Raw genomic sequence first — 26,262 nt, 5'->3', positions numbered from 1 at the left:
TAGTTTTTCTGCCTTATGCACCATCGACCTGATGAATGGATACTAATTATTGATTTTGGCTCCCAGTATACGCAGCTCATTGCAAGGCGCCTTCGAGAGCTGAACGTTTATTGTGAGATACATCCCTGCAATGCCGATCTAACCGAATTCGACGAAACTGTTCCGGGAGGAATTATCCTTTCCGGTGGTCCGATGAGCGTAAATGACGAGGATGCTCCAGGCCTGAACAAGCATATCTTTTCGTGGAATGCTCCTGTTCTGGGAGTTTGCTACGGTCTGCAGCTACTTGCTCATGATGCCATTCCGGGCAGTGTGGAGCAGGCAGAACGACGCGAATTTGGACGGTCGGAGCTTATCATCGATGATGGCACTGACCTACTTAAAGAGATCCCTGAAGAGTCGATCGTATGGATGAGCCATGGAGATCATATCAAGGAACTCCCGGGTGAATATGATATTATAGGCCATACTGATAATGCTCGTGTGGCAGCCGTACGACATGCCCAAAAGCCGATATTTGGCGTACAGTTTCACCCGGAAGTCGTACATACAGTTTACGGGAAGCAGATCCTGGAAAACTTTGCCTTTGAGATCTGTCATCTTCACGGCAGCTGGACGGCCGAATCGTTTATTGAATCCACGATCAAAGAGATACGTGAACAGGTCGGTGACAACCGCGTCTTGTGTGGACTTTCCGGCGGCGTGGATTCAACAGTAGTGGCAACCCTGGTTCACAAAGCCATTGGGGATCAGCTACAATGTATTTTTGTGGATAACGGGCTGCTTCGAAAGAATGAATTCCAGGATGTGCTGGATATCTATGAAGACAAACTGCACTTGCCTGTTAAGGGGATTGATGCCTCACAGCAGTTTTTGGAAAAACTCGAGGGCGTGTTTGATCCTGAAAAAAAACGCAAAATCATCGGGAATACCTTTATTGATGTCTTTGATGATGCAATCAAAGATGACAATTCGTTCAGGTTTTTAGCCCAGGGAACCCTTTATCCCGACGTCATTGAGAGTGTCTCCTTCAAAGGACCGTCGGCCACGATTAAATCACACCACAACGTGGGTGGCCTCCCGGAAGAGATGAACCTGGAACTGGTAGAGCCGGTTCGTGAGCTGTTTAAAGATGAAGTTCGTAATGTGGGGCGCAAGCTGGGCATTCCGGACCATTTCATCAAGCGGCATCCGTTCCCGGGACCCGGCCTTGGCATTCGCATCATCTCTGATGTTACCAAGCCCAAACTCGACCTCCTGCGCGAAGCCGATGATATTTTCATCTCGGAACTGAGGAAAAACGATCTTTATGATGAGGTTTGGCAAGCGCTGGCCGTACTGTTGCCCGTGCAAAGTGTGGGCGTTATGGGAGATGAACGAACATACGAATTCACTATAGGATTACGCGCTGTTACCAGCGTAGACGGGATGACCGCCGACTGGGCAAAACTGCCGCATCCATTTCTTGCGCACGTCTCAAATCGAATTATTAATGAAGTACGCGGTATCAACCGGGTAGTCTACGATGTGAGCTCAAAACCACCGTCCACAATTGAGTGGGAATAATAAAGAACAAATAGCCGGTGTTACTGTATACATATATAGCATTGACACCACAACAAATATTTGCTTCCGTGAATAAACAGACCGTTACTACAAGACTCTCCATCAAGCTTTTTATCGCTTCTTGGGTTCTTTTTTTGGGAATTACAGCACCAGTCAAGGCGCAAGATTTTGAAGAAGGCCTCAACCTATATAAAAACCAACAATTTGAAGAGGCGGCTAATATATTTCAGTCCCTGGATTCCCCGGAGGCGATATTATTTACTGGTAAGAGCTACTATAGTCTCGGAGAATACCTTAGAGCCAAATCCTATCTCCGGCAGGTTTCTTCTGATGCCCCTCCTGAAATCCAGCATGAAGCGCAATTCACAAGGGCCTTGGCGGAATTCCAGCTCGACCAATTTGGGCCGGCTTTGAACAGGCTGTATGAACTCAAAGATATCAGCCCGCGGACCTCGCTTATCAATAATTCCAATACATTCTATAACGAAATCCTCGATTATCTTACCATTGCCCAACGACGTAAAGCGTTCCAGGAAGCCGACTTTGCTGAAGTTCAAAAAGATCTGGTCCAATCTGCGTTTGGGAAGGTTGATTTTCAAACGGCAAAAATTCTTGTCGGTGAACTTAAAAAATCCGGTATCTCTACGGGCACAATCGCATACCAAGAACTGGATCAGATGTTGGCAGACTCACTGACTTACAATTATCCTCCGAGCATTGAAAACCGGTTTTCCGCGCCCCGGGGCATTGTTTATGATATTGGGGCCGCACTGCCCAGGTTTAAGCCGGGTACCCCTGATTTTGGCGTTTCACAAGGACTTTTCCACGGTTACCTGATGGCAGCGGAAGATTTCAATCAGCGTAATGCCGGGAAAAAAGCATTTATACGCTATCAAAACACCGGTGCAGACATGGATTCAGCGGGTTATGCCATGAATCACCTGGCATGGAGCAACAATGTGGATGCAGTGCTCGGCCCGCTTTTTTCAGAATCTGCTTTGCGCATGGCACAGCTGGCCGAACAGTACCAGGTACCGATGCTTGCCCCTCTGGCCAATTCTGACAGCCTAAATGTAGACAATCCGTATGTCTTCCAGGCCAATCCAACACTCGCCTCCCATGGTAGAAAAATGGCACAACACGCTGTTCAAAATCTGAAGATGGATACACTGGCGGTATTCGCCGAGAAAAACTCCCTGGGCGAAACTTCGGCTTATAGCTTTCGAAAGGAGGCTGAGCGACTTGGCGCACACATCAAACACTTTATGATTGAAGACTTGCAATCAACGGGATATGATATCACAGATTACACCCAGAGATTTGCCCCGGACACGGTAGCTGTAAAAGCGACCAACCAAAGACTCACTTCAGGACCCAACCGGAATATCGTCGGCGTTGATTCTGTATTAAAAAACAGCCTGGATGGAGTTTACGCGCCTTTTACGGGTCAGGCAGCCTCAACCCTGATCGACCTATTGCTTACCGATCTCCAGGTTATGAACAGCAAGCTTCCTATTTTGGGATCGGCGGAATGGGGAGTAATTGAGATACCGGAAGAGCGGCGTGGAGGGCGATCCATTCATTTTACGGAGAGTTACTACATCAACTCCAAGAGCCCACGAGTCAATCAATTCCGGGAACGTTATAAAGAACAATTTGGCCAGGAAGCCTCCCGTTTTGCCATGATTGGATATGATTCAGCCGATTTATTGCTGCGAATACTGGAGCGTGTTGAAAATCCCGCCCTTCTAAAAGATGTGATCAAAGACTATCCCCTGTATGAAGGACTGATCAGCAACATCAGATTTAACGGGACACATGTAAACCAGGAAGTGAAAGTGTTTACAATATCCGATCAGGGTGTTCAACCGGCTGTTTATTAACACCGTCTTAGATTACCAGAAATTGAAGTTGGGTTAGCGGGCATCTCCCGATCGCTCCTGCTGCCGTTCACGTTCCCTTTTTATCCTGTACTGCTCGCGGAGCCATTCCCTCCATTTTTCGCTCTTCTCTTTGTGCTCCTCAAATGTCTCGGAAAAGAGATGATATCCCTCTGGATTGGCCACCATATAGAGGTAATCATGATCTTCCGGAAAGAGGGCTGCCTCAATAGATTTTAGGCTGGGGTTGGTTATTGGCCCGGGCGGCAATCCGGAGTACAGGTAGGTGTTATACGGATGGTCCGTCTCATAGTCTTCATACAACAAGCGACGACGCTCCCCTACGGCATAATTCACAGTGGGATCAGCCTGCAAACGCATTCCCTGCCTGAGCCTGTTCCAATATAAGCCGCTTACCTTAGCCTTTTCTTCATTGTGGCGTACTTCCCACTCTATAATGGACGCAAGGGTAACGATTTCGTCAATGTTCCTGTCCACCTCCTCCAAACGGGCATTGTATTTTTCAATTACAGAGGACTCAAACTCATTTAATATTCGCTTTATCACTGTTTTAGGTGCCGAATTCCAATACATAGAATAGGTATCGGGGAGCATCCGTCCAATCCAGTTCTTTTCTTCAAGTCCATATTCCGAGAGAAAGCTGCTATCGCCAAGTGTCTGTGCCAGTGCCACAGAATCGAACGTAAAATGAGTAGAGATTCTGGATATGAGTCTACCTTTGTATACCCCCGGCAGGATCGTCACTTCAACCGGGTCCTGAATGCCACGGGCCATACGGGATAACAAAACATCGTAAGAATAGCTGCCATCAATAAGATAGTGGCCGGATCTGAAATTATTCCATCCGAGGAGCTTTCCTGCCCATACCAACTCCTCTTTACTACTGACAACCCCTGAATCGGCCAGCATTTCACTCAGCTGATTGAGATCGGTCCTCTCCTCAAGGTAAATGTGAACCGGTCTTTCCGATGTAATTGAACTGGTATCTGAGAGGCGAGATAGGCGTGAGCCAACTACAGCTACCAGGCAAATCAGGCATACCAGTATACCTGTAAATAACTCGGTGGTCGCCAACGGTATGTATCTTTTGATATTCACTATTTGAACAGAACTCTGTTAACGTGCGCTTAGAATGTGGTTAGAATGGTCAAATGGGGTACGCGCAATATATCGGTTACAGAACAAAAAAAGTAGTCCACCACTTCAAATAAAAAACCATATCACCTGTAACCTTTTATCGACTATTTCCGTACGAACTTAACGGATTAACAAGTAGATATTTGGATGCTACACAAAGCACCAAATGCCCTAAAAAAGCTTCCCGTCTTGACCGGTGGGAAGCTTTTTATTTAAATAATATTTTGTCGAAGGCCCATCGTTCCAACGGGTTGGAAGTTCCCTATCGGTTTTTTTAAAAAGTTTATCAAAAGGTAGGATTGAAACGAATCCAAAAGACGGGTGACCGAGAGGTTTCATTCAGATCCCAGGCAAGTTCACATCGAATAAGACTGGACCCTAGCCCGATTCCACCGTTGTGGCGAAGGTCGGAAAAATCAAACTGGTCGAAGTCGGTAAATGGACTCGAGTTGTCTGCTAAATCAGCACTGTAGTTCGCCCATCCTGAATCCAGGAAAAAGCTCAGGTAGAAATCTTCAAAGTCGATCCAGCTGTCATTGTTGTAAGAAGGAGAACCAAACTGGATTTCGGCATTACTCAGAATCATTTGGTTAGCATAGTGGTCTATACTCCCTGAATTGCCTGCCAATGATTTATAAGGAAGAGCCCGCAGCGAACCCACTCCTCCCAGTTGAAATTCCTTAAAATTGGGAGCGTTGCCGGTAATGCTGCCCATCATAAGCCGATATTTTAGTACGCCCCCGGGTTCAAAATTGATGTACGTGGCAAGCTCTCCAATGTACTTGGTGTAGTCATAGTCAGATGAGGTAATCCCCGGATCGGCGATCTCTACCATGCCTGAAAGGCTGAAAGTGAAATGCCTGGAGAGCACCAGCCGCTTGGGATTAAAAGATCCGGAAAACGAGAGGCTACTGAGGTTAAGCGTATCCACCGGGGTGCCGAAAATGAACTCAATCGGGGGATTCTCGCGATACCGGTTTCCCGAACCGAATAAGGCCCAGTCAGTTTTCGTAATGAGACTACTGTATCTGTTATCATTGAATGACACCCCGCCTTCAAACAGTCGCCTGGATCGAAGCAGTACATAGAGCCCGTAGCCTTGCTGTTTATAATAATCCTGGTAATCATATCCTGCAAAAAATGAGGTGAGCGTTGTCTCCGTCAGCCCGATCCGCCAGAAGTCATCGGTTGCCATTGCGTCGTGGTATTCGGCGCCCAGCATCATATACTTTTTACGTCCAATAAGCTTTTCTAAGCCCAACGAATAGTTCCATTCTTTTTGAGCAAAGGAATACCCGATCAGACCGGTTGTCTGTATAGATGGAATTTCCAGCCAGTTATCCCCATACCACTGCATCCGTTCGTTTTCTATTCCCAAAAACAGGCCACTTACCCGGTTATAATGAATCATGGGGAGATTGGGATAAAGACTGTAAAGCGAGACTGAGTTATATGGACCCGCTTCAAACAAACCGTCATAGTCAATACCATTCTCATTGAGCTGATTCAGTCGATATTGAACAATTTCCTTGTCCGAATTACTGGAAACCTCTTCCGCAGAATCTTCACTTGAGTTTTGGAAAAATTCCTGGATCGGTTTTGAAAAGAATGGATCATTTCTAAACGGATCCTCCCCCGAGTTGTCATCAGAACTCTGGCCCAAAGCGGTGAGTGAAAAGCTCAAAAACAAAATTGGTATGAGTAAAAGGATACGATACATGGCAGAAATTAATTTACGCAGTGCTTTACGAATCGGCAATACAGATTGTTACAATGTTGTGGATTCTTTTGCTTTCATCACCAAAATAGTCATGTCATCCTCCTGGCTGCTTGTCCCCGCCCATTGATCGGCAAAACGGGTGATTTGGGAGAGAATATCGGAGGCTGAAGAATCGGCGGCCTCTTTAAATACCGACTCAATCCGGTCCAGCCCCAGCAACTCCCGGTCTTCGTTAAACAGCTCCATCAGTCCATCACTCATCAGCAGAAGCGTATCGCCGGGCGAAAGTGATAATTCTCTCTCGTGGTACGGGTAGTCCGGTTTACTTCCCAACGGCATCCCTTTCAACGTTATACGCTCAACGCACTGCTCTTTTTGGCGATACAACATGCTTGGCGGCATGCCCGCCGAGGCAATCCTCAGGTTATGACGGTCACACTTCAGGAGCATCATGCTCATATAAAGCAGTTTAAGATCCATATTCTTAATACCCGAAGACATCCGCCGGATCATTTCAAGGTTCTCATGCTCATTGGCAAGCGTATGAAAATAGCTTTTGGCCGTTGCAACCATAATCCCGGCTTTCATACCGTGTCCTGTGGCATCACCCAGGGCTACTGTCATCGTACCGTTTTTGGAGAGGCTGAAATCGTAATAATCACCCCCCACCTCATGTGCGGTCTCCATAAATACCGAGATATCCCAGTAGTCATTATTGGGCAGTTGTTTCGGCAGCATGGAGAGCTGCAGGGCCCGGGCCTCTTCCAGCTCCTTGGTCTTGCGTTCATTTTCGGCAGCCAGGAGTTTCCGCTCAAGCTCTTTTTGCTTGTTGATCCGCTCCTGTTCCAGCGACCGCTCTGAAAGATGCTTCACTTCTACCAGCTTATGCTCAAGTCGCTTTTGTGTGCGGGCAAAATCACGAGACAGGTAGATCGACATCGAAAAGATGAGCACGACCGACCCAACAAGGTTCCCATTTATTGAGCCACTGGGAATCATCTCCATATTTGCCAGTATGGTAAACAGGATTCCCATAACGAAAAAGACCAGGCCCACGGCGATAATCCAGACGCCCTCCTTTTTCTTGGTAAATGAGAACAGTAGTACACGAAGAATCTCGATAATGGTCAGTAACAGGAATAGTTCACGGTAGAAGTTTAAACCATCAGCATTAAACCAGGTGGCTACAGCCAGCCCAACGCCCGCAACGGCAAATACCCAAAATTGATAAGGGGTTTTATCAAAAAACAAGCTGTAGGTAAAACGCAGGGCGTATATGATGGTTAGGATCCAGGCGATAAGCGTGGAACGATAGTACGAAATAGCCAGCATTGGGGAGTCAGAAAAAGAGGTTCCCAGCTCGGTATAGCTTATGAGGGCCAGCAGGCCTGTAAACAGTGCAAAATAGAGATTCCTCTTTTCCATGGGATAAAACACAAACAGCAGAAAATGGATAATAGTGAATGCCAGCAGTCCCCCGCCATAGAACATAAGGTTGAGCGGGGTGGTTTCCACCTCATCAATACGGTTTTGAATATGATAATTGAGATCCCCAATGAGAAATCGAAATCCCGCTGTGAAGCCGTATTCATTGAACTGGGCGGCTTTGTGATTAGCATAGCGGACCGCCAGCACATGTTCGGTAGTATCAGTAAACCGGATGGGACGCGGCCTGGAATCACGGTAAGGGACAAAATCCTCTTCAAATATTGAAACCTCTCCCAGGTCATAGATAAGCTCTCCGTCCAGGTATATCTGGGAAGCCCCGTTATGCTGCTCAATTAATAACGCCAACGGGTAGTTCACCAGGGTTGAGTCTACCTGCAAGTGTAACCGAAACCAGCCAATTCCCTCCCACTCGATAAATGGAAGTTCCGACGGCCCCAGGTAGGTGCTTACCTTTTCCCAGTCGTTGTCATCATATTCCGGATCTGCCCACTGCAGGTTGTCCCCGGGCTGGAATTTCCAAGTATCGGTGATGTAAATGGTCTGATCTTCCACTGAAAAGTCAGACCTGGAAAATTGAACGGGACCCTCAAAAAGTTGCAGTGTATATCCTGTTGCGGGAGGAAATAATAATAACAGGAATAGGCCAAACAATTGTAGCCAAGCTCTTGATTGCATGATATGCAGCCTTTTCCCCATCATCTAGTTTGTTTTAATGGTTATTGTGCCAGATGATGTTTGCAGGCTGATAGGAATACCCCCGTCATTTAGCTTACCCTCCAACAACTGCTGTTCCTTACGTCCCGTAAAATGTTCCATCTGGTCAAAAGAGATGTGAGACCCGGAGGCAGACAGGGTCAATCCCGTATTGCCAGGGAGTTCTGCAAAAATATTTCCCGCCGAGGTTTCCATGCTGATCCCCTGCCCCACGTCAATGAAATGGCCCTTGATATTGCCGGCATCGGCCCGCGCAATAAACGACCCGGTTGTATGCTCTGCTATGATATCCCCTCCTGCCGTTCTAAGGCGCAGTTCACCCTCGGTACGATCTACACTTATGTTGCCTCCTTCGGTTTGTGCAAAGATAGTGCCCCTGCTACTTGTTATCTCAATATTACCACCACTGGTATAGGCCCCTATTTTACCTTTCAAACTATGTAGAATGATATTACCACCGCTGGTTTTAGCCATCTGATCGCCGGTGAGTCTACTTAACTTGATATTTCCGCCCAAGGTTTTAAGCTCAGTGGACATCCGTTCAGGGACATAGATCCTGAAGTTAAAATTAACCTTCTCACTAAACAGCCCACCACTTCTTTTCTTCTCTTCCACAGAAGCAATAATTTCATTACCCCGTTGCAGGATGTTTATCCGGTAATTATCAAGGTTTCTGCTACCGGACCATATGGCATATCCCCGCTCCACATAAAGTTCAACCCGCACTTTATCAGTATTGTAAGTACTTTGGACATCGATATTACCAGCGGTAGTGAAGGTTTTAAGGATACCGGCCCCGTTCAGCGTAAATTCTTTAACTACATATGGCTTTTGCTCATCACTGTCCTCGTTTGCCAGCACTGATACGTTTGAGACCAGACAAACCAGGAGCATGAGTACTAGTCCTCTCCAAAGAGACCTTGGTTGATATGATTTTAACAGTTGTAGCAATGTCTGTGATATAAGCCGATCTATTCAATTTTCAGAATGTACGGCAAGGTTAATAAATGGTTACAATTTATCCCCGGTATTTTTTGAAGAAATCTATTAAAAGATTATGCGCTATCTACAGGTACGAAAATGCCAAAGTTCTGCCGTTAGCAAGATATATCATAACTTTAAGGTATTAATTGATGAGAAATCAAATAAATTAATATTCAGAGGCAACCCTCCGCCCAAATATCTTGTATAGGCAAGTAGAGCGAAGGGATAATAGCTGCAAGAATTAACATGATCGCCTGAAAAAACTGGGACCCCTTGTATAAAGAAATTATTAAAGGATGCCGGAAGCGGCAGCGTGAAAGTCAAAAGGAGTTGTACAAGATGTACTATGCCTATGGCATGAGTATCACGCTGCGATATGCAGATACGAGAGATAAAGCGGCAGAAGTACTTAATGATGCCTTTATGAAAGTGTTTAGCAATATAAAAAAGTATGATATGGACAGACCATTTAAGCCGTGGTTACGGAAGATTATAGTGAATACGGCGATCAATCATTACCACAAACGGGATGAAACTGACAAATGGGATAACATTGAAGAGGCTGGCAGTGCCTTGAAGAACGAAGAACAAATTACCAGCGGGATATCTTACCAGGAGTTGATCGATATGGTGCAGGAACTTTCTCCCGCCTATCGAACCGTATTCAATTTGTACGTCATTGAAGGGTTTAAGCACAAAGAGATTGCCCAAATGCTCGATATATCAGTAGGAACTTCGAAATCTAACCTTTCGAAGGCCAAACAGAATTTAAAATCCATGTTGGAGAAAAACCTAATATAGACCGGGAATAATGTCTGAAGACAATAACAAAAGCGATCCTATTGAAGATCTTTTCCGGGAGAAGACCAGCGAGTACGACATTCCGTTTAATGAAGCGGATTGGCTTAAACTTGAGAAAAGGCTTGATAAGGCAGATCGGGCACGAGCCCGCAACAGAAAACGAGTCTGGATTGCAGCAGCCTGCATCGTCCTCTTTTCATTGATTGGATACGGCATCTATCAAAACTACCAGGCTATCAATGAACTGAACAGGCAACTTAGCGAGCAAACGCAACCATCTGAGAGTGCGTCTGGTAATGATAACTTGGATCCAGATTCCCCGACAGAACAACCAAAAACGCCACTCACTCCCGAACCGGAAGAGCAAAATACACAGCTGCAAACACAATCCGAGAGTTCCTCTTCTCCTACTGAACAGACTGAACAACGCAATACCCAAAGTGGTCAGAACCAGCCGCAGGCAACCGAATTTGCTATTACAGCAGACATGGGCAGAGCACTTTTTGTCCGTGAATACACTTGTTCAGGATGTGGCGTAACGCAATCGCTTAAAGATTTTGTTACGCCGTATCGTTTCTGGTTGGCAACCACTGTGGAGTCTAATTCCGTGGATAGCGATATAGAAGAAGCTATCTCTCCTGGTTCACAGGGTACATTATCAAATCGGGATGATGTATTGGCTGCGAAGTCAAACTCCCCGTTTTCTGTGGGGATTGCAGCAGGACCGGATCTTAGTACTGTCGGATCGTTGTCCAACTTCTCAAACCCCGGCTACAAGTTTGGTATCGCAGTTGAGTACCGCATTGCTAAAAATTTTGCGATCTCCACGGGTGTTGGCCAGGCCAACGTGCATTACACAGCCCAGGGACAAGAATACAAGCCACCCTATGGCTACTGGACCAATGGAATTGTGGCTGATCAAACTGTAGCAGACTGCGCCATACTGGAGATCCCGGTCAATCTGAAATATGACTTCCTTCAGTTTGAACGATCTCGGATCTACGCATCCGCCGGGGTCTCCTCTTATATCATGCTTAACGAGAAATATCAATTCAACTATGACCAAAATTACGGGGGCCTGGTACAAAGCTGGAGTGATAAAACCGGCACGACGCACTGGTTGAGCAATGCCAGTATTTCGCTGGGTTATGAGCTGGATATCCTTAGAAACTGGAGTCTGCGTGCTGAACCATTTGTAAAACTTCCCCTTAAAGAAGTAGGCTGGGGTAACGTTGAGCTTTATTCGGTTGGCACTTCAATTTCTCTCAACCTGAGGTTGTAGAAAATATAACCATCACAAATTAACAAGGAATATGATGAAAATTCTAAAAACCAATCCGAATTCTGTTCTCTCACTAGTTTTTATCCTCTCTGCCAGCATATTACTAGCCGGATGTAATTTAGGTGGTAGTAATGATGAAGAAGCCCCTGAACAGACAATCATAACTATCACTAACACACAGTCACACGGACAAGTAATGTCCGATGGAGATGGAAACGTGCTGTACTTTTTTACGCGGGATGTGAAGGGCGCGAGCAACTGTAATGAGGGATGTATCGAAAACTGGCCTGCTATTTCAGCAGATCTGTTAAGCTCCTCAAGCGGACTTGAACCCAGTGATTTCGGTTCCATTCAACGCAATGATGGTACAAATCAAACGACCTACCGAGGCTGGCCGTTGTATTATTTTGCAAATGATAATCAGCCGGGAACTGTAAACGGGGATGGAGTCAACGATGTCTGGTATGTTGCTAATCCGGATTACTCAATCATGATTGCGGATGAACAGCTCGTTGGGCATGATGGCAATAACTACATGAGTGATTATACCCAGGGAGATGAGATCACCACGTTTTTTACTGATATCGACGGCAGAACCCTGTATGCCTTCTCAAATGATAGTTTAAATACCAATACCTTTACCGACGAAGATTTCAGTAATAACGGAGTCTGGCCAATTTTCCATCTTGAACTTGATGCATTACCCAGCGCCATTGATGAAGCTGATTTCGATGTTATTGAAGTTCACGGAGAACGGCAACAGCTGACCTACAAAGGCTGGCCTCTCTACTATTTTGGAGGAACAAACGATGTTGACGGCGATCAGGAACCCGGAGAAACCAGGGGAGTCAGCTTCCCGCAACCCGGGGTTTGGCCCATAGTCAATACCGGTCTTTCGGAAGCTCCTGCCCCTGAGTAATCAAATCCCTCTTGTCTTTCCAGTATCAAAAAATTAATAACGACCATAAATATAAGGACATCATTATGAACTCAATTTCATCCAACTCAGGCCCAATTACCTCGCGATCATCGCTTACTGTAACACTTTTAATCACCTTAATTTGCTCACTTGGACTGATTATGAGTGGGTGTGGAGATAACAGCACCGGAACCAACGGCGGGGGTAACGGCAATGGAAATGGCGGAGGCAACGGGGATGGAGGAAATGGCGGTGGTACTGAACCTACCTTTTCAAACGTCCAAGAAATATTTAATAGTAGTTGTGCGACAAGCGGGTGCCATGACGCTGCTACGGCACAAAATGGGGTAGATCTCAGTTCATACAATGCCGCTGTTAACAGTAATGGAGACCAATGTGGAGAAATCATAGTTGCCAATGAACCTGATAATAGTCCAATTGTCGATAAAATTGAACCTAATCCAGACTGTGGCACAGCACGCATGCCCCAAGGCGGTCCCTATCTTTCTGATGAAGAAATTAATTTGATTAGGGATTGGATCAGCGAAGGTGCCGAGAACAACTAATCATTATCAGTTTCAGTAATAGAATCAGAGACCCAAGCGGGATACAAACTCCCTGTTCATGAAAAATAAATATTTATATTTAACCTTAGTCTGGAGGTAATATCATGAGACGGTTGATCCCTATTGTTGCAGTTGTTCTGTACCTCTTTCCTTTGCACGTAGAGGCACAGTCTTATAAAACAGAAACGGGGCACGCCGAATTTGAATCTGAGGTGCCGCTCCACACCTTCACCGGTATCTCTGATCACCTGGTGGGTCTTATCGACCTGTCAGACTCCACTGTAGATTTCTACATAGACATGAACACCTTTGACACAGGAATCAACAAAAGAGACAAAGATATGCGGCGAACCCTGGAGACCGACAAATACCCTTTTGCGGAGTTTTTCGGTAAACTGGTTTCAAATTTTGATACCACTACCAACCAGCCGCAACAAGTTACGGTACGCGGAGAGTTTACTATCCATGGGGTTACGCAGGATCTCGAGCTAACCGGTACCCTTCAAAAAACCGCAGATGGATTAAAAGTTAAAGCCTCATGGACGTTGAATATCGAAGAATATGACATAGAACCGCCGGGCATTCTCTTCTACCGGGTGGATGAAAACCAGGATATACAGATAGAAGCAACATTAACTCCAATAGAATCTGATACAGATGCTTAAGAAAACAACGCTACTATTCACGCTGTTAATCTTTATCTCATTTTCAGCTAGAGCGCAGATGGAACGAGAACGCGTGGTACAAGAGGGCCCTGTTGAAGAAACATTTTGGGCACCCGGGCTGATTGGCATGAGTACAGTAGAGGTCATCGGCCACAAGAACATTAATGCCACAATCATGCACAGCTTTGGCCTCATCAATGACGAACCGTTACACAACTTTTTGGGCATGGACTTTGGGGCCTCTGTACGTCTCGGTATCGATTACGGGATAACAGACAATTGGTCGCTGGGTGTGGGACGAAGCTCGCCCCAAAAGCAATATGACTTCAGGACCAAATATGCCCTGTTTCGCCAAACTACAACAGATAATGTGCCTCTGAGTATCACTCTGAAAGGAGATATGGGAATTGATACCAATAAAAACGGGTATTCATTTGGAGACCGCCTCAATTTCTTTGCATCAGCCAATGTAGCAAGAAAATTCAACGATCAGCTGAGTCTCCAGGTTTCACCCATGATTTCCCATTTCAACACGGTGTTCACCGGGGAAGAAAAAACACATTTTGCCCTGGGACTTGCCGGGGAGTATCATATCTCAGATCGCTACGCACTGATGGCTGAATATTTGCCGGTACTCGGTGAGCGTTCGGAAGGTACAGCCAATGCATTTTCTGTGGGACTAAACATCGAAACGGGGGGACACGTTTTTCAACTGTTTCTAAAAACGTCTGACTGGCACACCGAGCAGCATATCATCGCCCAAAATGACGACAAGTTCTGGGACGGTGATATCCGGTTTGGATTCAATGTAAACCGAATATTCTGGACCGGGGAGAAGCAGTAGATGAGTTGTTATTAGATTTTCGGTCGGGGGAGCAACTGTCCTCCAACACTAGCTTCTAGGCTACGCAAAGGTCGTGCGTAGCCTAGGTATAGTCTATTCGTAGGGCTCGCAAAGGCTATACGTAGGCTAGACATAGACTATGCGAGAACTTAAAGATAACTCATATTATTTCTTCGGTTAATTCCTAACCAAAGAAGCCACTTCGCGGGCTATCTCCTGGTTGTACTCAAAGGCGAGATTTTTGTAATTAATCAGATCCACAACAGTACCAACCACACACAAGCCCCCGGTAAGCAGATAGAGTATCCCCATCCCTATTTGTCCAATAAGGAACCGGTGAATGCCGGCAGCTCCAAAAAAACCGATTACAGCCGTAAGCAGCAGCGTTTGGGGATCTTTTCGACGAGCCCGGTAGACTGTGGAAAATCGCTCTGCAATCTCCTGGTCCATATTCTGCATCACTTTTGACACATAGGTCGCCTCATCGCCTTCCAGTTCGGGTAGATAATCTATCATTCTTGCCATGACCTATAATTCCTCTCGGTTAATTTTGTGTGAAATAAAAGCTCGCTTCCATAGATACCCTATCCTTCCCAATAATATCAATACTGCAGGCAGACCAAATGGGTGAGCCTGCATTGCATGGGATATTTCCCCCCTGAATGTAAATGCAATGGCATGTCCCAGGCCTTCGCCGGGACAAAAGGGAGCGTTCAGGAATTCAAATAGACATAGTGATTGACCGTTGCTGACGTAGGGATCCATTAACCCCATAAGCACCAGTCCCCCCAGCAATGCTACCCACTCAAAGTGATATTTAAATATTTTCTTAAGCATTAAACAAATAAAACGGAATGGAAGTGAATTTAAAAATATCGACGAATACTCGGTCGTCTACGGAACTCGTCCCAAAATGTTATTCTATCGATTCACATTTAATTGTTTCGGTAACAGATATCGCAATGTAAATCCTATATTATTGGATCGATAAATTTCGCTTGATGAAATTTCGGCGTTGAGCCTTAACTGCCAATATCGTGCAATACGGGCATTAAGCCGTGCTGCATAAGCTAAATACAATCCATCCCTGTTGTGTTTCCCAATAACTTCGGCCTCAACCCAAAAATTCGGATCCTGAACCCGGTCCTGGTACCTAAGATCCACTCCGACCCCTTTAATAACCAGACTGTTTGGCGTCCAGTATGGGATGCCGCTGGAATAATTTCGCGTAGCATCCAAATAGGCCCCCTCCCCGATCACCCTTGTTCTGAACACAGATGTTGAGAATGGAAGTTGCACATAAAAACGACCAAGGGCTTCAAACGAGAATACCTCGTCTGTGTACCAGCTGCCCGATCCAGAAAAAGTAGTCAACAGGCGACCCTGTTTTAACCAGTAATCCTCACGATAAAGCGATCCTTTTACTTGTTTTACGCCCTGGCTTATCGCCGTATTCGTCATCACCGGACTAAAATTCAGTTCTCCCGAGGTAAAAGTGGAATCGACCGCTTTCCAAAGTCCAGCCCGCAGGTTTGGCAACAGAGTACCATCCTGGGTGAGGCGAAATCCGCCACCAAGTGTAGACTGCATCGATTGCTGTCGATAGCTTTGCTGGTAGGTGTAATCCAGCGATGTCAGCTGGTCTGAAACCAAATTGGTATTAAAATCGGATTCCACCATACTGCGCCCGACCGTTATGGTGTGCACGTGATTTGGGCGGTAACCCCACTGCGAGGTCAATCCAATGCCAGCCAGGTTGTTATTGAAATTATCACTGGAATATGAAGCCTCCATTTCGCCGGCAAACCCCTCAGTTGTCCGGAATTGATGCTGCAGGTCTCCGACCATTTTGTCAGTAAAAAATGCCGGGTAGCGTTTATATAGCTCTTTCTTCCGCTCATAATCCTGGTATCCTATTTCCGTGTGGATAAGCTCTTCCACATCCTGTGGGACCCGGTTTTCCTTGAATAGCGGGTATAAAATTTCATATCCGAGGGTTGATCTACCATTGTAGATAAACTCTTTCCCTACATAGGCTCGCAGGCTGTCATTTGCTGGTTCTTCAGTCACTTCCTGTTGAGCACGCTCCCTGAACTCTTCTTCACGGCTCGCCTGCTGCAGCCATTGGAGGCGCGTTTGTGTTGTCACTGAATTACTCCTATCGGCCCATACAAGCGCCTGATCATAGTTTCCAGCCGAATAGGCATAGAGGTTCGCTATCTGATCGGAAAGTGGCTGTAATTGCCCCCTTGCCGAGGAGGGAAAAGCGTGAAGCATCTGAATGGTTGAATCCGGACTGTCATACCATAGCGAGCGCTGCAAGCTATATTTGTATAACGTGTCAGATTTGGGATTAAGCGATATCAGGTCCTTAAGATATTTTTTCATCTGGGGCCAGGTCTGTTCCCCGTCCGTCGACCGCACAAGCTGGGTCAGGACCGCTTCATTTTTGGGAGCAATTTCGTGTTCCCGCCTCAGCCACTTTGTTCTAAATTCCTGACCCTGCGATCCAAATTCGGAGACCATCATATCTTTAAGAGCAATAACCGACTGGTCTTGGTGCCGCTGCCACAGTTTTTCGAGCAGTGCCCAAGCCTGTCCGGATTTTCCTGTCCACCCGTAATACGTTATCAACCGTTTAATATCTCCAGTATTCCATAGATCAGAAGTGAGCAATCGCTTCTCCAGCAATGAAATAGCAAGGTTAATACGATCAAACTCTATAGCAAGAACGATAACACGATTCTGCAGTTCCTCCGACTTGGGATTTCTTTTCAAATTCGCCAATGCATCCTGCAGGCGGGTGTCGGTCCAGTTATCTTCCTCCTCTGCACCCTCCACTCGCTGCTGATAATCCTGGTAAGAGTTGAGGACTCTTGCTACCCTATCCTTGTCGATGGCCTTTCTTTCCATCCGTTGCCTGTGCAGATTTGGAATGTTAAGTGTATCCCGCCTCGTTGAAAACTGGGCCAGGTAGCCATTCCAGATCGGGACGAACGTCAGCTGTTTGGTTTGTGAAGACAGTGCCAGTTCCACCTGTTCCCTGTTTTGTTCCTTCACATACATAAACCAGTAGCTGGGATTATATGTCACTCCGCGCTGTTGTTGTACGGCATTCAGGTTATAAACAATTTGTCGATCGTCTCCTCTGTCAGATCGGTAGGCCTGAGTCTCAGTCCAGTCTTTCACAAAGGGTACGGCATCTTTGGCAGATTTAAACCGGATGAAGGGGTAATATCTGATTGTTTCTTGTATCCTGCGTTCAAACACCTCGTACAGCCCATAGTCCAGCTCACGGTTGCGATGCCAGCCCAGTCCCCGCTCGTTTCTGCTGGCAAAGATATCCTCTTTACTCTGAACCACCTGGTAGACGTCATCGGGGTGCACAAAATGGGTCCATATGCCCGTAAGCAAATACATCCCCTGCTGCTTCGCCATAGAATTATCATCCGCCACAAAACCGCTGGTAATGCGGGGATAGTCAAATAGTGAAGGATCATAGGGATCAGTCGAAAACTCGCGCCCGGTGCCATTTTCCTTGTAGCCGACATAGAGTGAACTCATTGTTTTAACTTGTGGTATCGCCCTGGAGAGCGCCTGGATTCCTGTTGAATCAATAAGGTTTGTCGGCGGGACATATGTAACGGGCAAAGGTCCCAGGTTATCGATGCGCCAACGCTTTCGGGCGGCCTGCATCGCCGATATCATAAATTCCTGGTTTGGCCAATCCTCGAGCCATAATGAGAAGTGGTTATACCCGTGAATTGCCAGTTCATGCCGACTAGCGGCGATATCCTGTGCCATCCCTATGCTACTCCGGTCTTCTTCTCCCGGAATGTTAATCTTGCTCATTGTCCACTCCTTGAAGTCGAATGGTGGCACCACATTGGCGTTATAGTTGAAAGCGATCATTGCGGAATAGTCGATATGGTATTTATCGGCCAGTTTCTGCATATCCGGCCACCACACTTTGGTGACAAATTCTGCGTGGGTCATATCGTATTCCCAATCTATAGGCGGCATTTTTTCACTATACAGGGGAGCAGGAAAATCATCCAAAAAGATGGTGCTTGTATTTGCCACCGGGTAAGCAACTCCTTCAAGCAGTTTCAATACCACGGAAAACAGGATACCGCGATAGCTTTTTTCGTATCCAATCTGGGAATTAAAAAATGCGGAAGTCCCGTCCCCTATCTCATTTTCAATGATGACGGGGGTATCCAGTGAGTCGTGTGAAGAGGCCAACACTTCGACACTGTCATGAAATACGCTCTTGTGGAAACCGCGATGATAGAACGGTTCTGGCTGCTTGAAAGTGCCGTCCCTGAATCCGGGAAAGGCCAATTGGTGGAATTCAAATCCGTCGGCATGAAGTTCCTGCTTATAGTCTGATTGCGGCTTGATTCCCAACAGGTAGCCAAACCTTGCATCCCAAACAGGGGTTGTAGTGAAAAGAGAATTACCTTCAGCTACGAATTGAACTAACTTTTCCACATTGCTATCAGACATTTGTTCTACCTCCGACGTTGTCAGGCAGATAAGCCGTACCGATTCTGGGATGACGAGCTTTTGCTGTGAAAGGAGGCTCAGATCATGGGTGGTATAGGGAATTTTGGTGTAATCGAACGAGCGGGTGAGCTGATATGCCGTTTGACTGCTGGTGCTGTCCTGGCGGTTTTTGAGTACCATAACCATGGGCTCACTCTCCGGCAGGTCGGGCACCGTTTCGTATCCCAAGCCTGATTTATTACTGCAGCCGCCTGTACATCCGTTCATTAGCGACCCGATAGCCAATGCAAGAAACAGTAAGTAGCTGATTCTATTCATCCTGTCCCTCCATCCTAGCAGGCTGAACATGAAGCAGTACATCTTCTATCACTGCTTTCCCTTCCCTGTTTACAATTTCATACACTTTCACATCCGGCGATTCAAAATAGGTAGTGACCTTTCGATTTTCCATGGTTCTGAATTGGGCAATCCACTGTTCAACATCCCGCATTACACTGCCCGAATTGTAAAGGATCCCCTGTTGAATGGAACCGTAGGGTGGTTTCTCAACAAAGATGAAGATACTGGGTGGAGGCACCGGGCGCGGACCCCGTTGTTGTTCCGGCACCGAAAGCCACTGGTGGTAAAGAGAATCGACACTACCGTATTGGTTGAGAAAATAATCGTAATTCATAAAATAATGCCGATTTTTTGACAATGTTCGGTCTATCTCGGGACCTACAGTGGCATAAGAGTATGGCAGATAATCGTCTACAATTTGATAATACGCCTCAAAAAAGCCGTTCGGTAATGTCGATGGCAATACCCGGCTGACCTGCAAGCCACCCTGCAGGTATAAAAGCGAAGCTACAGCCCCTGTAAAAGCCACCCGTTCCACTATTCCTATTACACGATCGTGATGTCGAATAATCCAGTTAATAAATCTTAAAATATTTGCGAAACATAATCCAAATAGTATGGAAATTAAGACGGCATAAAACCCATTCAGCTGGTCGGGATCAATCCAGTCGGTACTTATCGACAGCTGTGGAAGATAGATAAGAGACATGACGAGAAAAAACAGTAGGACTATAATTTCATCAATCGATTCCTCGTGCTTGTAAACAAACAACCTAACCAGGTTTCCGATTAAGAATATACCGGCCCCGGCGGCATAAAGTTGGCTCAAAACGGGCAGCTCCGCAATTAACAACGGGTAATAACTGTAGGCACGCGTATCATACAATTGTTCCCTGAAGAAGGAGAGAATGTTGTAATCCTGGATGAGCAGATAAAGAACAAATGGAGTAAAAAGAAGTACCGAAATCCCCAAAAGATACCCGATTTGGGTCCCAGCCGACCGAAGATAAGATTTTCTTGGTACTGTTAACGAGGCTATCAAAAGTACCGGCAGCAAAATTACAAAAGCCACAAACAGGTTCGTAAGGGCGGTTGCTGAGAACCCCATCAGGATATAAAATCGAGGGCTTTGATATTTTTGACGAAGGTTTCGGACAAAAATTGTGATGGTGGGAATCGCAAAACAGAGTGCCAGATCAAGAGTATTGGCTTCCACCTGGAGATCCAGCGAAAGTGGAAGAAACAGCATTGGCACCAGGGCATAAATTGACATGGCAAAAAGTGGTGCCAGCGGATACTCGTTCTTAGTAATATCTTTCGTTGACCAGTACACAATAATACAGAGGAAAAAGCTCGTCAAAGCCCCCATCAGGTGCAGGATCATCTCCGGGCTAACTTGTGTGAGCATGCTGAAAAGACTCACAAGCGAATGCATCCCCCCCGGCTCAGGCATTGTCGTAAAATATTCCTGCAGGCGTATATTCTTGATGCGTTCAAGATGTAAATACCAGCCCCGTGTAAATGGAGACGCATTTTGCAGGGCGGCAAACATCCGGGTGATACCCCCGATAGCTGCTATTAAAAACGCCAGCAGCGTGTAGGTGTTTGCCCACTCAATATTCTTGAGCCAATCGCTTACAGACTCTTTGGTTCGCCGCCAGCTGAATCCACGGTAATTTTCTATAAACTTGACGTGTGAGACTACTGTCTGTAATTCAAACTTTTTAAAATAGTCTGTTAACCCCTCCTCCCTGTTTTTGATAATATCCACAATTAACGGTATGAAGAGTAACAGGAGAACAATGCTTATGAAATCGTAAATATGCAGGAAGCTGAGCACAAGAATGGAGATAATGATTGTGCCTCCGAGACCGATCCAGGAATAGAACATTCTCTCGATGCCGGGTAAATCCCGAATATGCTCCAGGAAAAGTGGTGCAATGACCACAAAAAGCAGCCAAAACCAGACCGTAATACGGACGGCTGCAAAGAGAGCATCAAATGTATACGATAAATCGAGCATTACGAGGAACGAGGACTGATTAGTTTATTTATCTGAACCAAGAGCACAGATCTCATTCCACCCCAGCGATTGAATAAGCTCAATAGCTGTTGGAACAAGTACCATGTCAAACTGGTTTTCTGCACGCTCAATAAGCTCTCCTGTCAGACGCTCAATCCATTCCTTTTCCGTATTGCTGTCATCATCCTGATGGTTCTCTATGAACTCATTCACAAACTCAAAAAGTCCTACAATTTTTCCCGTCCAGGCTATCTCTTCTCCCTTGAGACCGTACGGTGTTCCGGAGCCGTTGATCCATTCGTGATGGGTTTTTATCCCTTCCTTGACATCTTTATGCAAGGGCAATGCCTCTACGATCATGCTGCCGATAAAAGGATGTTCGAGTTCCGCCCCGACCGTCATCCGGTCATCCAGCTGCTGCGTTACGATATATCCCACATCATGCAGGCGGGCCGTAAGTACCAATCGCTCCTGCTCCTCCTTGTCTAATCCAAAATACTGCCCGAAACTATCGACAAGGGAGATGATACGCGGAGTGTGATAATAGGTCCGCTCCTTTTTCTTCTCCATTTCGCGCAACATCTTGTAGTAGGTATCAATCAGCTTATTTGTTATTTCAAGGTTCTGCCTTCGGTAGAGTAAAAGATCATTAAGGGTTGTTGAAATGTTTGCTTCAATCTCTTCCTCCCTGCCCGAATCCTCCGAGAGCCCAAAAAAGATTATGGCCCTGGAATATTCTGTTTTTAGCTCATTAACTTTGATATGATCCACTTCGGGGACTAAGGAGAGTGCAGCTGCGCTGTTTAACTTTTCTTCAACCTCTCCACTGGAAGCATCTCCTGGAATATTTGATTTCATCCAGGCAATAAACTCCTCGTTAAGTTTGTGTTTCGCTAAAAAATCGGGGGCTTGCTGGGTCAGTTCAATGATTGCTCCAAACCTTGCGGTGTTCAGGTTGGCAAGATAACCCAGCATCAGGTTGGCAATACGGTCGATATTGAGTGTACCGGTACCCAGGTCACTGGCTACCTCACCGGCTTTCTCCTCGTAATTTTTTGTCGGCTTAGCCTCTGCAGAATCAATTTCAACCAGACTTTTCGATAAAATACGGGCCACAATCGATAGCTTTGCTTTGATACTGTCGGGGCTTTGCACATACGGGCCGACACAGTAGATTCCCCAGAGCTCTTCGTCCTCATAAATGGGTATATGCTCACATTTGCCAATGGAATGGGATGAGATCCCGGTATTCAGGAACTCGTCGCTCCATGGAATACTTTTTTCCAGGTCTTCCAGCTGTTCCTCAAATTCGCGGACCTGTTGCTGCTGTTTCTTTGATAGCTCTCCTGAACCCCCGGAGGTTACATGTATAATATTATCGACGATTACCTGCCGGCGATATAGTGTTAGTTTATCTTCCTTCTCCCTTTTGTAGACAAAATGGATCGGTGCCCGGTACAGCAGATCCATCCACTGAACAATATCGATGAACTTAGGCGCCTCTTTTCGTGAAATATTTTCTGCGGCCAACGACCAAAACTCAAGCTCACTCTCTGTATCAAACTCCTCCACAGCAAAAGCATTGGAAAGCCTGCTGGCAACAGTTTGAAAATAACTTTTCACATCTCTGATCATAATACGATGAATTAAAATGCAGAATAATAGTAGTAATCTAATCGCTTAAAAAATCGGTACGCCATCCATCCTGTTATGCACGCAAAGGTGACAGACCCGGCTATTAGCCCTACCGCTGCATATTCCAATGATATAACCCTGCTGCATATATAACCAACAAAAAAATTAACAACCGTGGATATAATCATGGCATACATTACGAACGAAGGGCGATTCAGTGTAAAGAAAAACAATGAATTCAGTAAGCCATAGACTAAAAACAGGTATGCTATGCTGGCCATCCAGAACACTCTCGGGGTCATGGGGTTGGCAAAGAAATCCCTGATTTCAGGTACCTCATTAATAAACGCTCTCAAGCTGTTAATACTGACATATGTAATGCCAATGGATACAATGCCCACCACAAGAAGCAATATTACCTGTTTAACATAAAATGATTTGAAATATTTGTTAAAAAGGTCTACCTGCATAAAGGGCGCCTGCTTTTGCACGGGCAGCATCCGTTTGGAAAATGCATGGATACTGTACTCGAGCACCGCAATCGTCAATACCAAGCTGAGAAGGGCCCAGTCCATACCCAGCTCATAGGGCGTATTAAACCAGATAATATAAGGCGGGGGCGGCGGACCGGCCGACCAGGCCAGCAGGCGATCCAAGAACAGAAATAGGAAGTAGCAAAAACCATAAATAAAATAGCGATAGCTGTTGTAGTATCTAACTTCCGGATTGGGGAGGGCCTGATCCTGCATATCCTGCCCTGATAACTTGATCTTCAGACGATAATAAACAAATGCGTATAGCCCCAAGAGCAGAATCGTAAAGCCCATCCCAATCCACTGGGCCAGGTAAATCCCCATCTCAAATCCATCCATGCCGACGATAACGACAGCGGTACCGATTAAAATAGCGGTCAATATCATCACGCGGTGCTCCATCGCGTATAACACCCCGGAAGCCAACAGTAGCAAGCTGATAAGCACCATGTAGGTTAGACCAATCAGCATCATGCCCATCGGGTAGAAAGGAATAACAATATTGATAAGGTAGAATCCCACTGTCACAAGTCCGACCGTAAACACTCCTTTCCCGATAATTTGTTTTGTCGCTTTAAAGGCCAGCCTAAAGTTTTCTTCTCCCTTGTACTTTGAGACATGTCGTCCCAGTGTCTGCACAAATCCCCCGGTAATGACAAACGCACCTATAGTACCGACAGCGACCATTGTGGCTTGCGCCTCGTTGAATTCAAGCCATGCCCAGAGTGAATACCGAAAGATCAAGACAGCCGCAATCTGACTTATCATCGGCAGTGAGAACAGGAGCCCCAGGGAATAATGTTTGCCAAACAGCTTGGCACTTTCCATCAAGGGAGGCTTTTTTAGCTTGTTTATCCTCTTTGGCCCTCTGGCTCCATCCTGTCGAGCTATTTCCTCCTTAAGCTGTTTGTAAATTTCATCCGCAAGCTCAAAGACGGTTTCAATCTCGAACTCCTCCTGTACATCGATATCCCGAAGACCAAACGATTCCAGCGTAGCAGCTACAGCCCAGACGCTCACAGGATTCCCAACCTGTTCTTGGACCTTCTCCCTGAGCTCAACCAGGGAGATATCACCGGGTTTTATTTTCGTTGCTTCAGACATATTCGGGTTCCAACTCTACAACTTGTTTTACAGAAGGAAGTGAAATCTCCTGTTTAAGTGGCTGGCGCTGTTGCTGGTGCATCCGTTGATAGGTTTCATAATAGCTGTTCACAGACTTTTCGATCGTATATTTTAAGAGCACACGTTCCCGGGCCTTGCGACCCATGCTAATGCGCAGGTCGTCATCCATCAGCAGTTTAATGACACCGTCAGCCAGTGATTGTGGATCCCGGGGACGGCAGAGTTCGCCACACCCTTCCAGTGCCTCACGGATCCCTCCCACATCGGTGGCAACAACTGGACGTGCACAGCTCATCGACTCGATAACAGTGTATGGGAATCCCTCGGAAATAGAGCTTAAAATTGAAATATCGCCCTCATTAAAGAGTTCCTGGGGTGCATTGTGGAAGCCGCCAAATTTAAAATTATCACCTACATTGAGTTTTTTCACAAGTTTCCGGCATTTTTCAGTGTAGTCCGGATCGACATCGAGTCCGCCATAAAGCACAAACCGGACATTGGGAATCTCCCTTCGGACCAAGTCGCAACAGCGGATCATCGTCTCAATATCCTTCAGTGGAAAAACATGCGCTGCCGCCACCACGGTTGGAGTACCCTCTGTTTCCGGCGGCTTTGGTGTCGGTTTAAAAAGATCGGTGTCTACCCCATTATAGATCGGCTCAATTCGGGCATCATCTGCCTCATATCGCTGCTCCCACTTCTTGTTGACGGAGGTTACCGGCGAAATTTGGTCGGCGTGGTAGTATGCTGCCCTGGTGATGAAGGTGCCCAGGTCAATCAGGAGTTTTTTTGAAAAGTACGGGAAGTTATCCCGGCTAACGTTGATCAGCCGTTCCCGGATGAATACCCCGTGATCGGTCAGCAGCGAGGGAATTCCATACTCATACTTTGCGGCAATAGAGGTGATGGCGGGAAAGCCGGCAATGGTGGCGTGGGTCAGGCTTACATCGGGAACCGGGACTGCAAGAGCCATCAAAAAGTGGTAGAGCCAACGCATTCCGAACGTAACGTCAAAAACACGTGGTGGCTCCTCTCCTATCTTTAGGTTTTCCGCCTCTTGGTATTTTTGAGAGAGTTGTTTCTTAAACTCCAACCATACCAGCGGATTCCTGAGGGTTTGTTTATAATCAAAGTGACGGTAGTATTTCCAAAAACCGTAAACTATTTCTCCGAACTCTCTCGCCGATCCAAACGGATTCATCAAACCATCCACAAAATCGCGGAATAACGGGAAGAAGTATTTCTTTACATTTTTGTCGTTGGTCTGCCCCCTGCGCTGGATATGGCGGGAAAAAGGGACGTCCTTGTAAAAATATTGAACCGGTTCTTCGGCTCCCCACAGCGGTACATGAATAATCGATTTTACGTTTTCAGTGAGGCGATAGCGTGTTTCCACCACCGGGCTTCCGGTTATGGCAAATAGCGTGAAATCCACTTTTTCTCGGAGCTCCGTACACAGCATGTGCGACCATGTGGAGACACCGCCCCCACTGTATGGGTACGAGCCTTCCGTCTGAAATAATACGTGGGGCTTTGGACTCACGATGATA

Annotated in this window: 19 protein-coding genes; 8 read left to right on the top strand and 11 right to left on the bottom strand. The window is 46.2% G+C overall.

The window, feature by feature from the left end; translation table 11 throughout:
- The first annotated feature begins 15 nt into the window (after window positions 1–15).
- Window positions 16–1,566: a glutamine-hydrolyzing GMP synthase gene (guaA, locus tag NC796_RS07840; protein WP_310683676.1), complete on the top strand. Its 1,551-nt coding sequence runs from the start codon at window positions 16–18 to the stop codon at window positions 1,564–1,566.
- A gap of 68 nt (window positions 1,567–1,634) precedes the next feature.
- Window positions 1,635–3,449 carry an ABC transporter substrate-binding protein gene (locus NC796_RS07835; protein WP_310683675.1) on the top strand — a complete coding sequence of 605 codons (1,815 nt, stop codon included), beginning with the start codon at window positions 1,635–1,637 and terminating at the stop codon, window positions 3,447–3,449.
- A gap of 33 nt (window positions 3,450–3,482) precedes the next feature.
- Here NC796_RS07835 and mltG read toward each other — a convergent pair whose 3' ends face one another.
- From mltG to NC796_RS07815, 4 genes are all read right to left on the bottom strand, one after another.
- Window positions 3,483–4,565, bottom strand: a complete 1,083-nt coding sequence (gene mltG / locus NC796_RS07830) for an endolytic transglycosylase MltG (protein ID WP_310683674.1) — start codon at window positions 4,563–4,565, stop codon at window positions 3,483–3,485.
- Window positions 4,566–4,890: 325 nt separating this feature from the next.
- Window positions 4,891–6,288, bottom strand: coding sequence for a hypothetical protein (locus NC796_RS07825; RefSeq protein WP_310683673.1), 1,398 nt, complete (start codon window positions 6,286–6,288; stop codon window positions 4,891–4,893).
- 84 nt (window positions 6,289–6,372) lie between these two features.
- Window positions 6,373–8,448, bottom strand: coding sequence for a SpoIIE family protein phosphatase (locus NC796_RS07820; RefSeq protein WP_310683672.1), 2,076 nt, complete (start codon window positions 8,446–8,448; stop codon window positions 6,373–6,375).
- A gap of 24 nt (window positions 8,449–8,472) precedes the next feature.
- Window positions 8,473–9,381: a DUF4097 family beta strand repeat-containing protein gene (locus NC796_RS07815; RefSeq protein WP_310683670.1), complete on the bottom strand. Its 909-nt coding sequence runs from the start codon at window positions 9,379–9,381 to the stop codon at window positions 8,473–8,475.
- Window positions 9,382–9,744: 363 nt separating this feature from the next.
- Here NC796_RS07815 and NC796_RS07810 point away from each other — a divergent pair, with 363 nt between their 5' ends.
- From NC796_RS07810 to NC796_RS07785, 6 genes are all read left to right on the top strand, one after another.
- On the top strand, window positions 9,745–10,272 hold the full coding sequence (locus NC796_RS07810) for an RNA polymerase sigma factor (protein ID WP_310683668.1): 528 nt from the start codon (window positions 9,745–9,747) through the stop codon (window positions 10,270–10,272).
- A 10-nt stretch (window positions 10,273–10,282) separates the two neighbouring features.
- Window positions 10,283–11,554 (top strand): outer membrane beta-barrel protein, encoded by a 1,272-nt coding sequence (locus NC796_RS07805; RefSeq protein ID WP_310683666.1) that lies wholly within the window; start codon window positions 10,283–10,285, stop codon window positions 11,552–11,554.
- Between the two features lie 31 nt (window positions 11,555–11,585).
- Window positions 11,586–12,473, top strand: a complete 888-nt coding sequence (locus NC796_RS07800) for a hypothetical protein (protein ID WP_310683664.1) — start codon at window positions 11,586–11,588, stop codon at window positions 12,471–12,473.
- Window positions 12,474–12,538: 65 nt separating this feature from the next.
- A complete protein-coding gene (locus NC796_RS07795) occupies window positions 12,539–13,039 on the top strand; it encodes a c-type cytochrome domain-containing protein (RefSeq protein ID WP_310683662.1) in 501 nt (166 codons plus the stop codon).
- Between the two features lie 104 nt (window positions 13,040–13,143).
- Entirely contained in the window at window positions 13,144–13,704 is a 561-nt protein-coding gene (locus tag NC796_RS07790; protein ID WP_310683660.1) for a YceI family protein, read from the top strand.
- The gene (locus NC796_RS07785) at window positions 13,697–14,548 is read left to right on the top strand and encodes a DUF5777 family beta-barrel protein (RefSeq protein ID WP_310683658.1); all 852 of its coding nucleotides are present in this window, start codon (window positions 13,697–13,699) and stop codon (window positions 14,546–14,548) included. Before NC796_RS07790 ends, NC796_RS07785 begins: the two co-directional genes overlap by 8 nt.
- A gap of 177 nt (window positions 14,549–14,725) precedes the next feature.
- Here the strand turns inward: NC796_RS07785 and NC796_RS07780 are convergent, their stop codons facing one another.
- From NC796_RS07780 to pelF, 7 genes are all read right to left on the bottom strand, one after another.
- Window positions 14,726–15,073: a TM2 domain-containing protein gene (locus NC796_RS07780; protein WP_310683656.1), complete on the bottom strand. Its 348-nt coding sequence runs from the start codon at window positions 15,071–15,073 to the stop codon at window positions 14,726–14,728.
- Window positions 15,074–15,076: 3 nt separating this feature from the next.
- Entirely contained in the window at window positions 15,077–15,385 is a 309-nt protein-coding gene (locus tag NC796_RS07775) for a DUF2752 domain-containing protein (RefSeq protein WP_310683654.1), read from the bottom strand.
- 84 nt (window positions 15,386–15,469) lie between these two features.
- A complete protein-coding gene (locus tag NC796_RS07770; RefSeq protein ID WP_310683652.1) occupies window positions 15,470–19,375 on the bottom strand; it encodes a DUF2194 domain-containing protein in 3,906 nt (1,301 codons plus the stop codon).
- Entirely contained in the window at window positions 19,368–21,419 is a 2,052-nt protein-coding gene (locus NC796_RS07765; RefSeq protein ID WP_310683649.1) for a hypothetical protein, read from the bottom strand. The genes NC796_RS07770 and NC796_RS07765 overlap by 8 nt, the downstream gene beginning before the upstream one ends.
- Before the next feature lie 24 nt (window positions 21,420–21,443).
- Window positions 21,444–23,054: an HD domain-containing phosphohydrolase gene (locus NC796_RS07760; protein ID WP_310683646.1), complete on the bottom strand. Its 1,611-nt coding sequence runs from the start codon at window positions 23,052–23,054 to the stop codon at window positions 21,444–21,446.
- Window positions 23,055–23,065: 11 nt separating this feature from the next.
- Window positions 23,066–24,691 carry a hypothetical protein gene (locus tag NC796_RS07755; RefSeq protein WP_310683644.1) on the bottom strand — a complete coding sequence of 542 codons (1,626 nt, stop codon included), beginning with the start codon at window positions 24,689–24,691 and terminating at the stop codon, window positions 23,066–23,068.
- The gene (gene pelF / locus NC796_RS07750) at window positions 24,684–26,255 is read right to left on the bottom strand and encodes a GT4 family glycosyltransferase PelF (RefSeq protein ID WP_310683642.1); all 1,572 of its coding nucleotides are present in this window, start codon (window positions 26,253–26,255) and stop codon (window positions 24,684–24,686) included. The genes NC796_RS07755 and pelF overlap by 8 nt, the downstream gene beginning before the upstream one ends.
- Between the last annotated feature and the right edge of the window lie 7 nt (window positions 26,256–26,262).

Origin of the sequence: Aliifodinibius sp. S!AR15-10 (assembly GCF_031569985.1) — a bacterium.
Lineage (GTDB): Bacteria > Bacteroidota > Rhodothermia > Balneolales > Balneolaceae > JAMQKA01.
This window is presented reverse-complemented; position numbering and strand designations above follow the sequence as displayed.

Excerpts from the sequence above, each read along its gene's own strand:
- guaA (WP_310683676.1), top strand. The coding sequence starts at position 16 with ATGCACCATCGACCTGATGAATGGATACTAATTATTGATTTTGGCTCC.
- NC796_RS07820 (WP_310683672.1), bottom strand. The coding sequence starts at position 8,448 with ATGCAATCAAGAGCTTGGCTACAATTGTTTGGCCTATTCCTGTTATTA.
- NC796_RS07815 (WP_310683670.1), bottom strand. The coding sequence starts at position 9,381 with ATGCTCCTGGTTTGTCTGGTCTCAAACGTATCAGTGCTGGCAAACGAG.
- NC796_RS07805 (WP_310683666.1), top strand. The coding sequence starts at position 10,283 with ATGTCTGAAGACAATAACAAAAGCGATCCTATTGAAGATCTTTTCCGG.
- NC796_RS07800 (WP_310683664.1), top strand. The coding sequence starts at position 11,586 with ATGATGAAAATTCTAAAAACCAATCCGAATTCTGTTCTCTCACTAGTT.
- NC796_RS07795 (WP_310683662.1), top strand. The coding sequence starts at position 12,539 with ATGAACTCAATTTCATCCAACTCAGGCCCAATTACCTCGCGATCATCG.
- NC796_RS07790 (WP_310683660.1), top strand. The coding sequence starts at position 13,144 with ATGAGACGGTTGATCCCTATTGTTGCAGTTGTTCTGTACCTCTTTCCT.
- NC796_RS07785 (WP_310683658.1), top strand. The coding sequence starts at position 13,697 with ATGCTTAAGAAAACAACGCTACTATTCACGCTGTTAATCTTTATCTCA.
- NC796_RS07780 (WP_310683656.1), bottom strand. The coding sequence starts at position 15,073 with ATGGCAAGAATGATAGATTATCTACCCGAACTGGAAGGCGATGAGGCG.
- NC796_RS07775 (WP_310683654.1), bottom strand. The coding sequence starts at position 15,385 with ATGCTTAAGAAAATATTTAAATATCACTTTGAGTGGGTAGCATTGCTG.
- NC796_RS07770 (WP_310683652.1), bottom strand. The coding sequence starts at position 19,375 with ATGAATAGAATCAGCTACTTACTGTTTCTTGCATTGGCTATCGGGTCG.
- NC796_RS07765 (WP_310683649.1), bottom strand. The coding sequence starts at position 21,419 with ATGCTCGATTTATCGTATACATTTGATGCTCTCTTTGCAGCCGTCCGT.
- NC796_RS07760 (WP_310683646.1), bottom strand. The coding sequence starts at position 23,054 with ATGATCAGAGATGTGAAAAGTTATTTTCAAACTGTTGCCAGCAGGCTT.
- NC796_RS07755 (WP_310683644.1), bottom strand. The coding sequence starts at position 24,691 with ATGTCTGAAGCAACGAAAATAAAACCCGGTGATATCTCCCTGGTTGAG.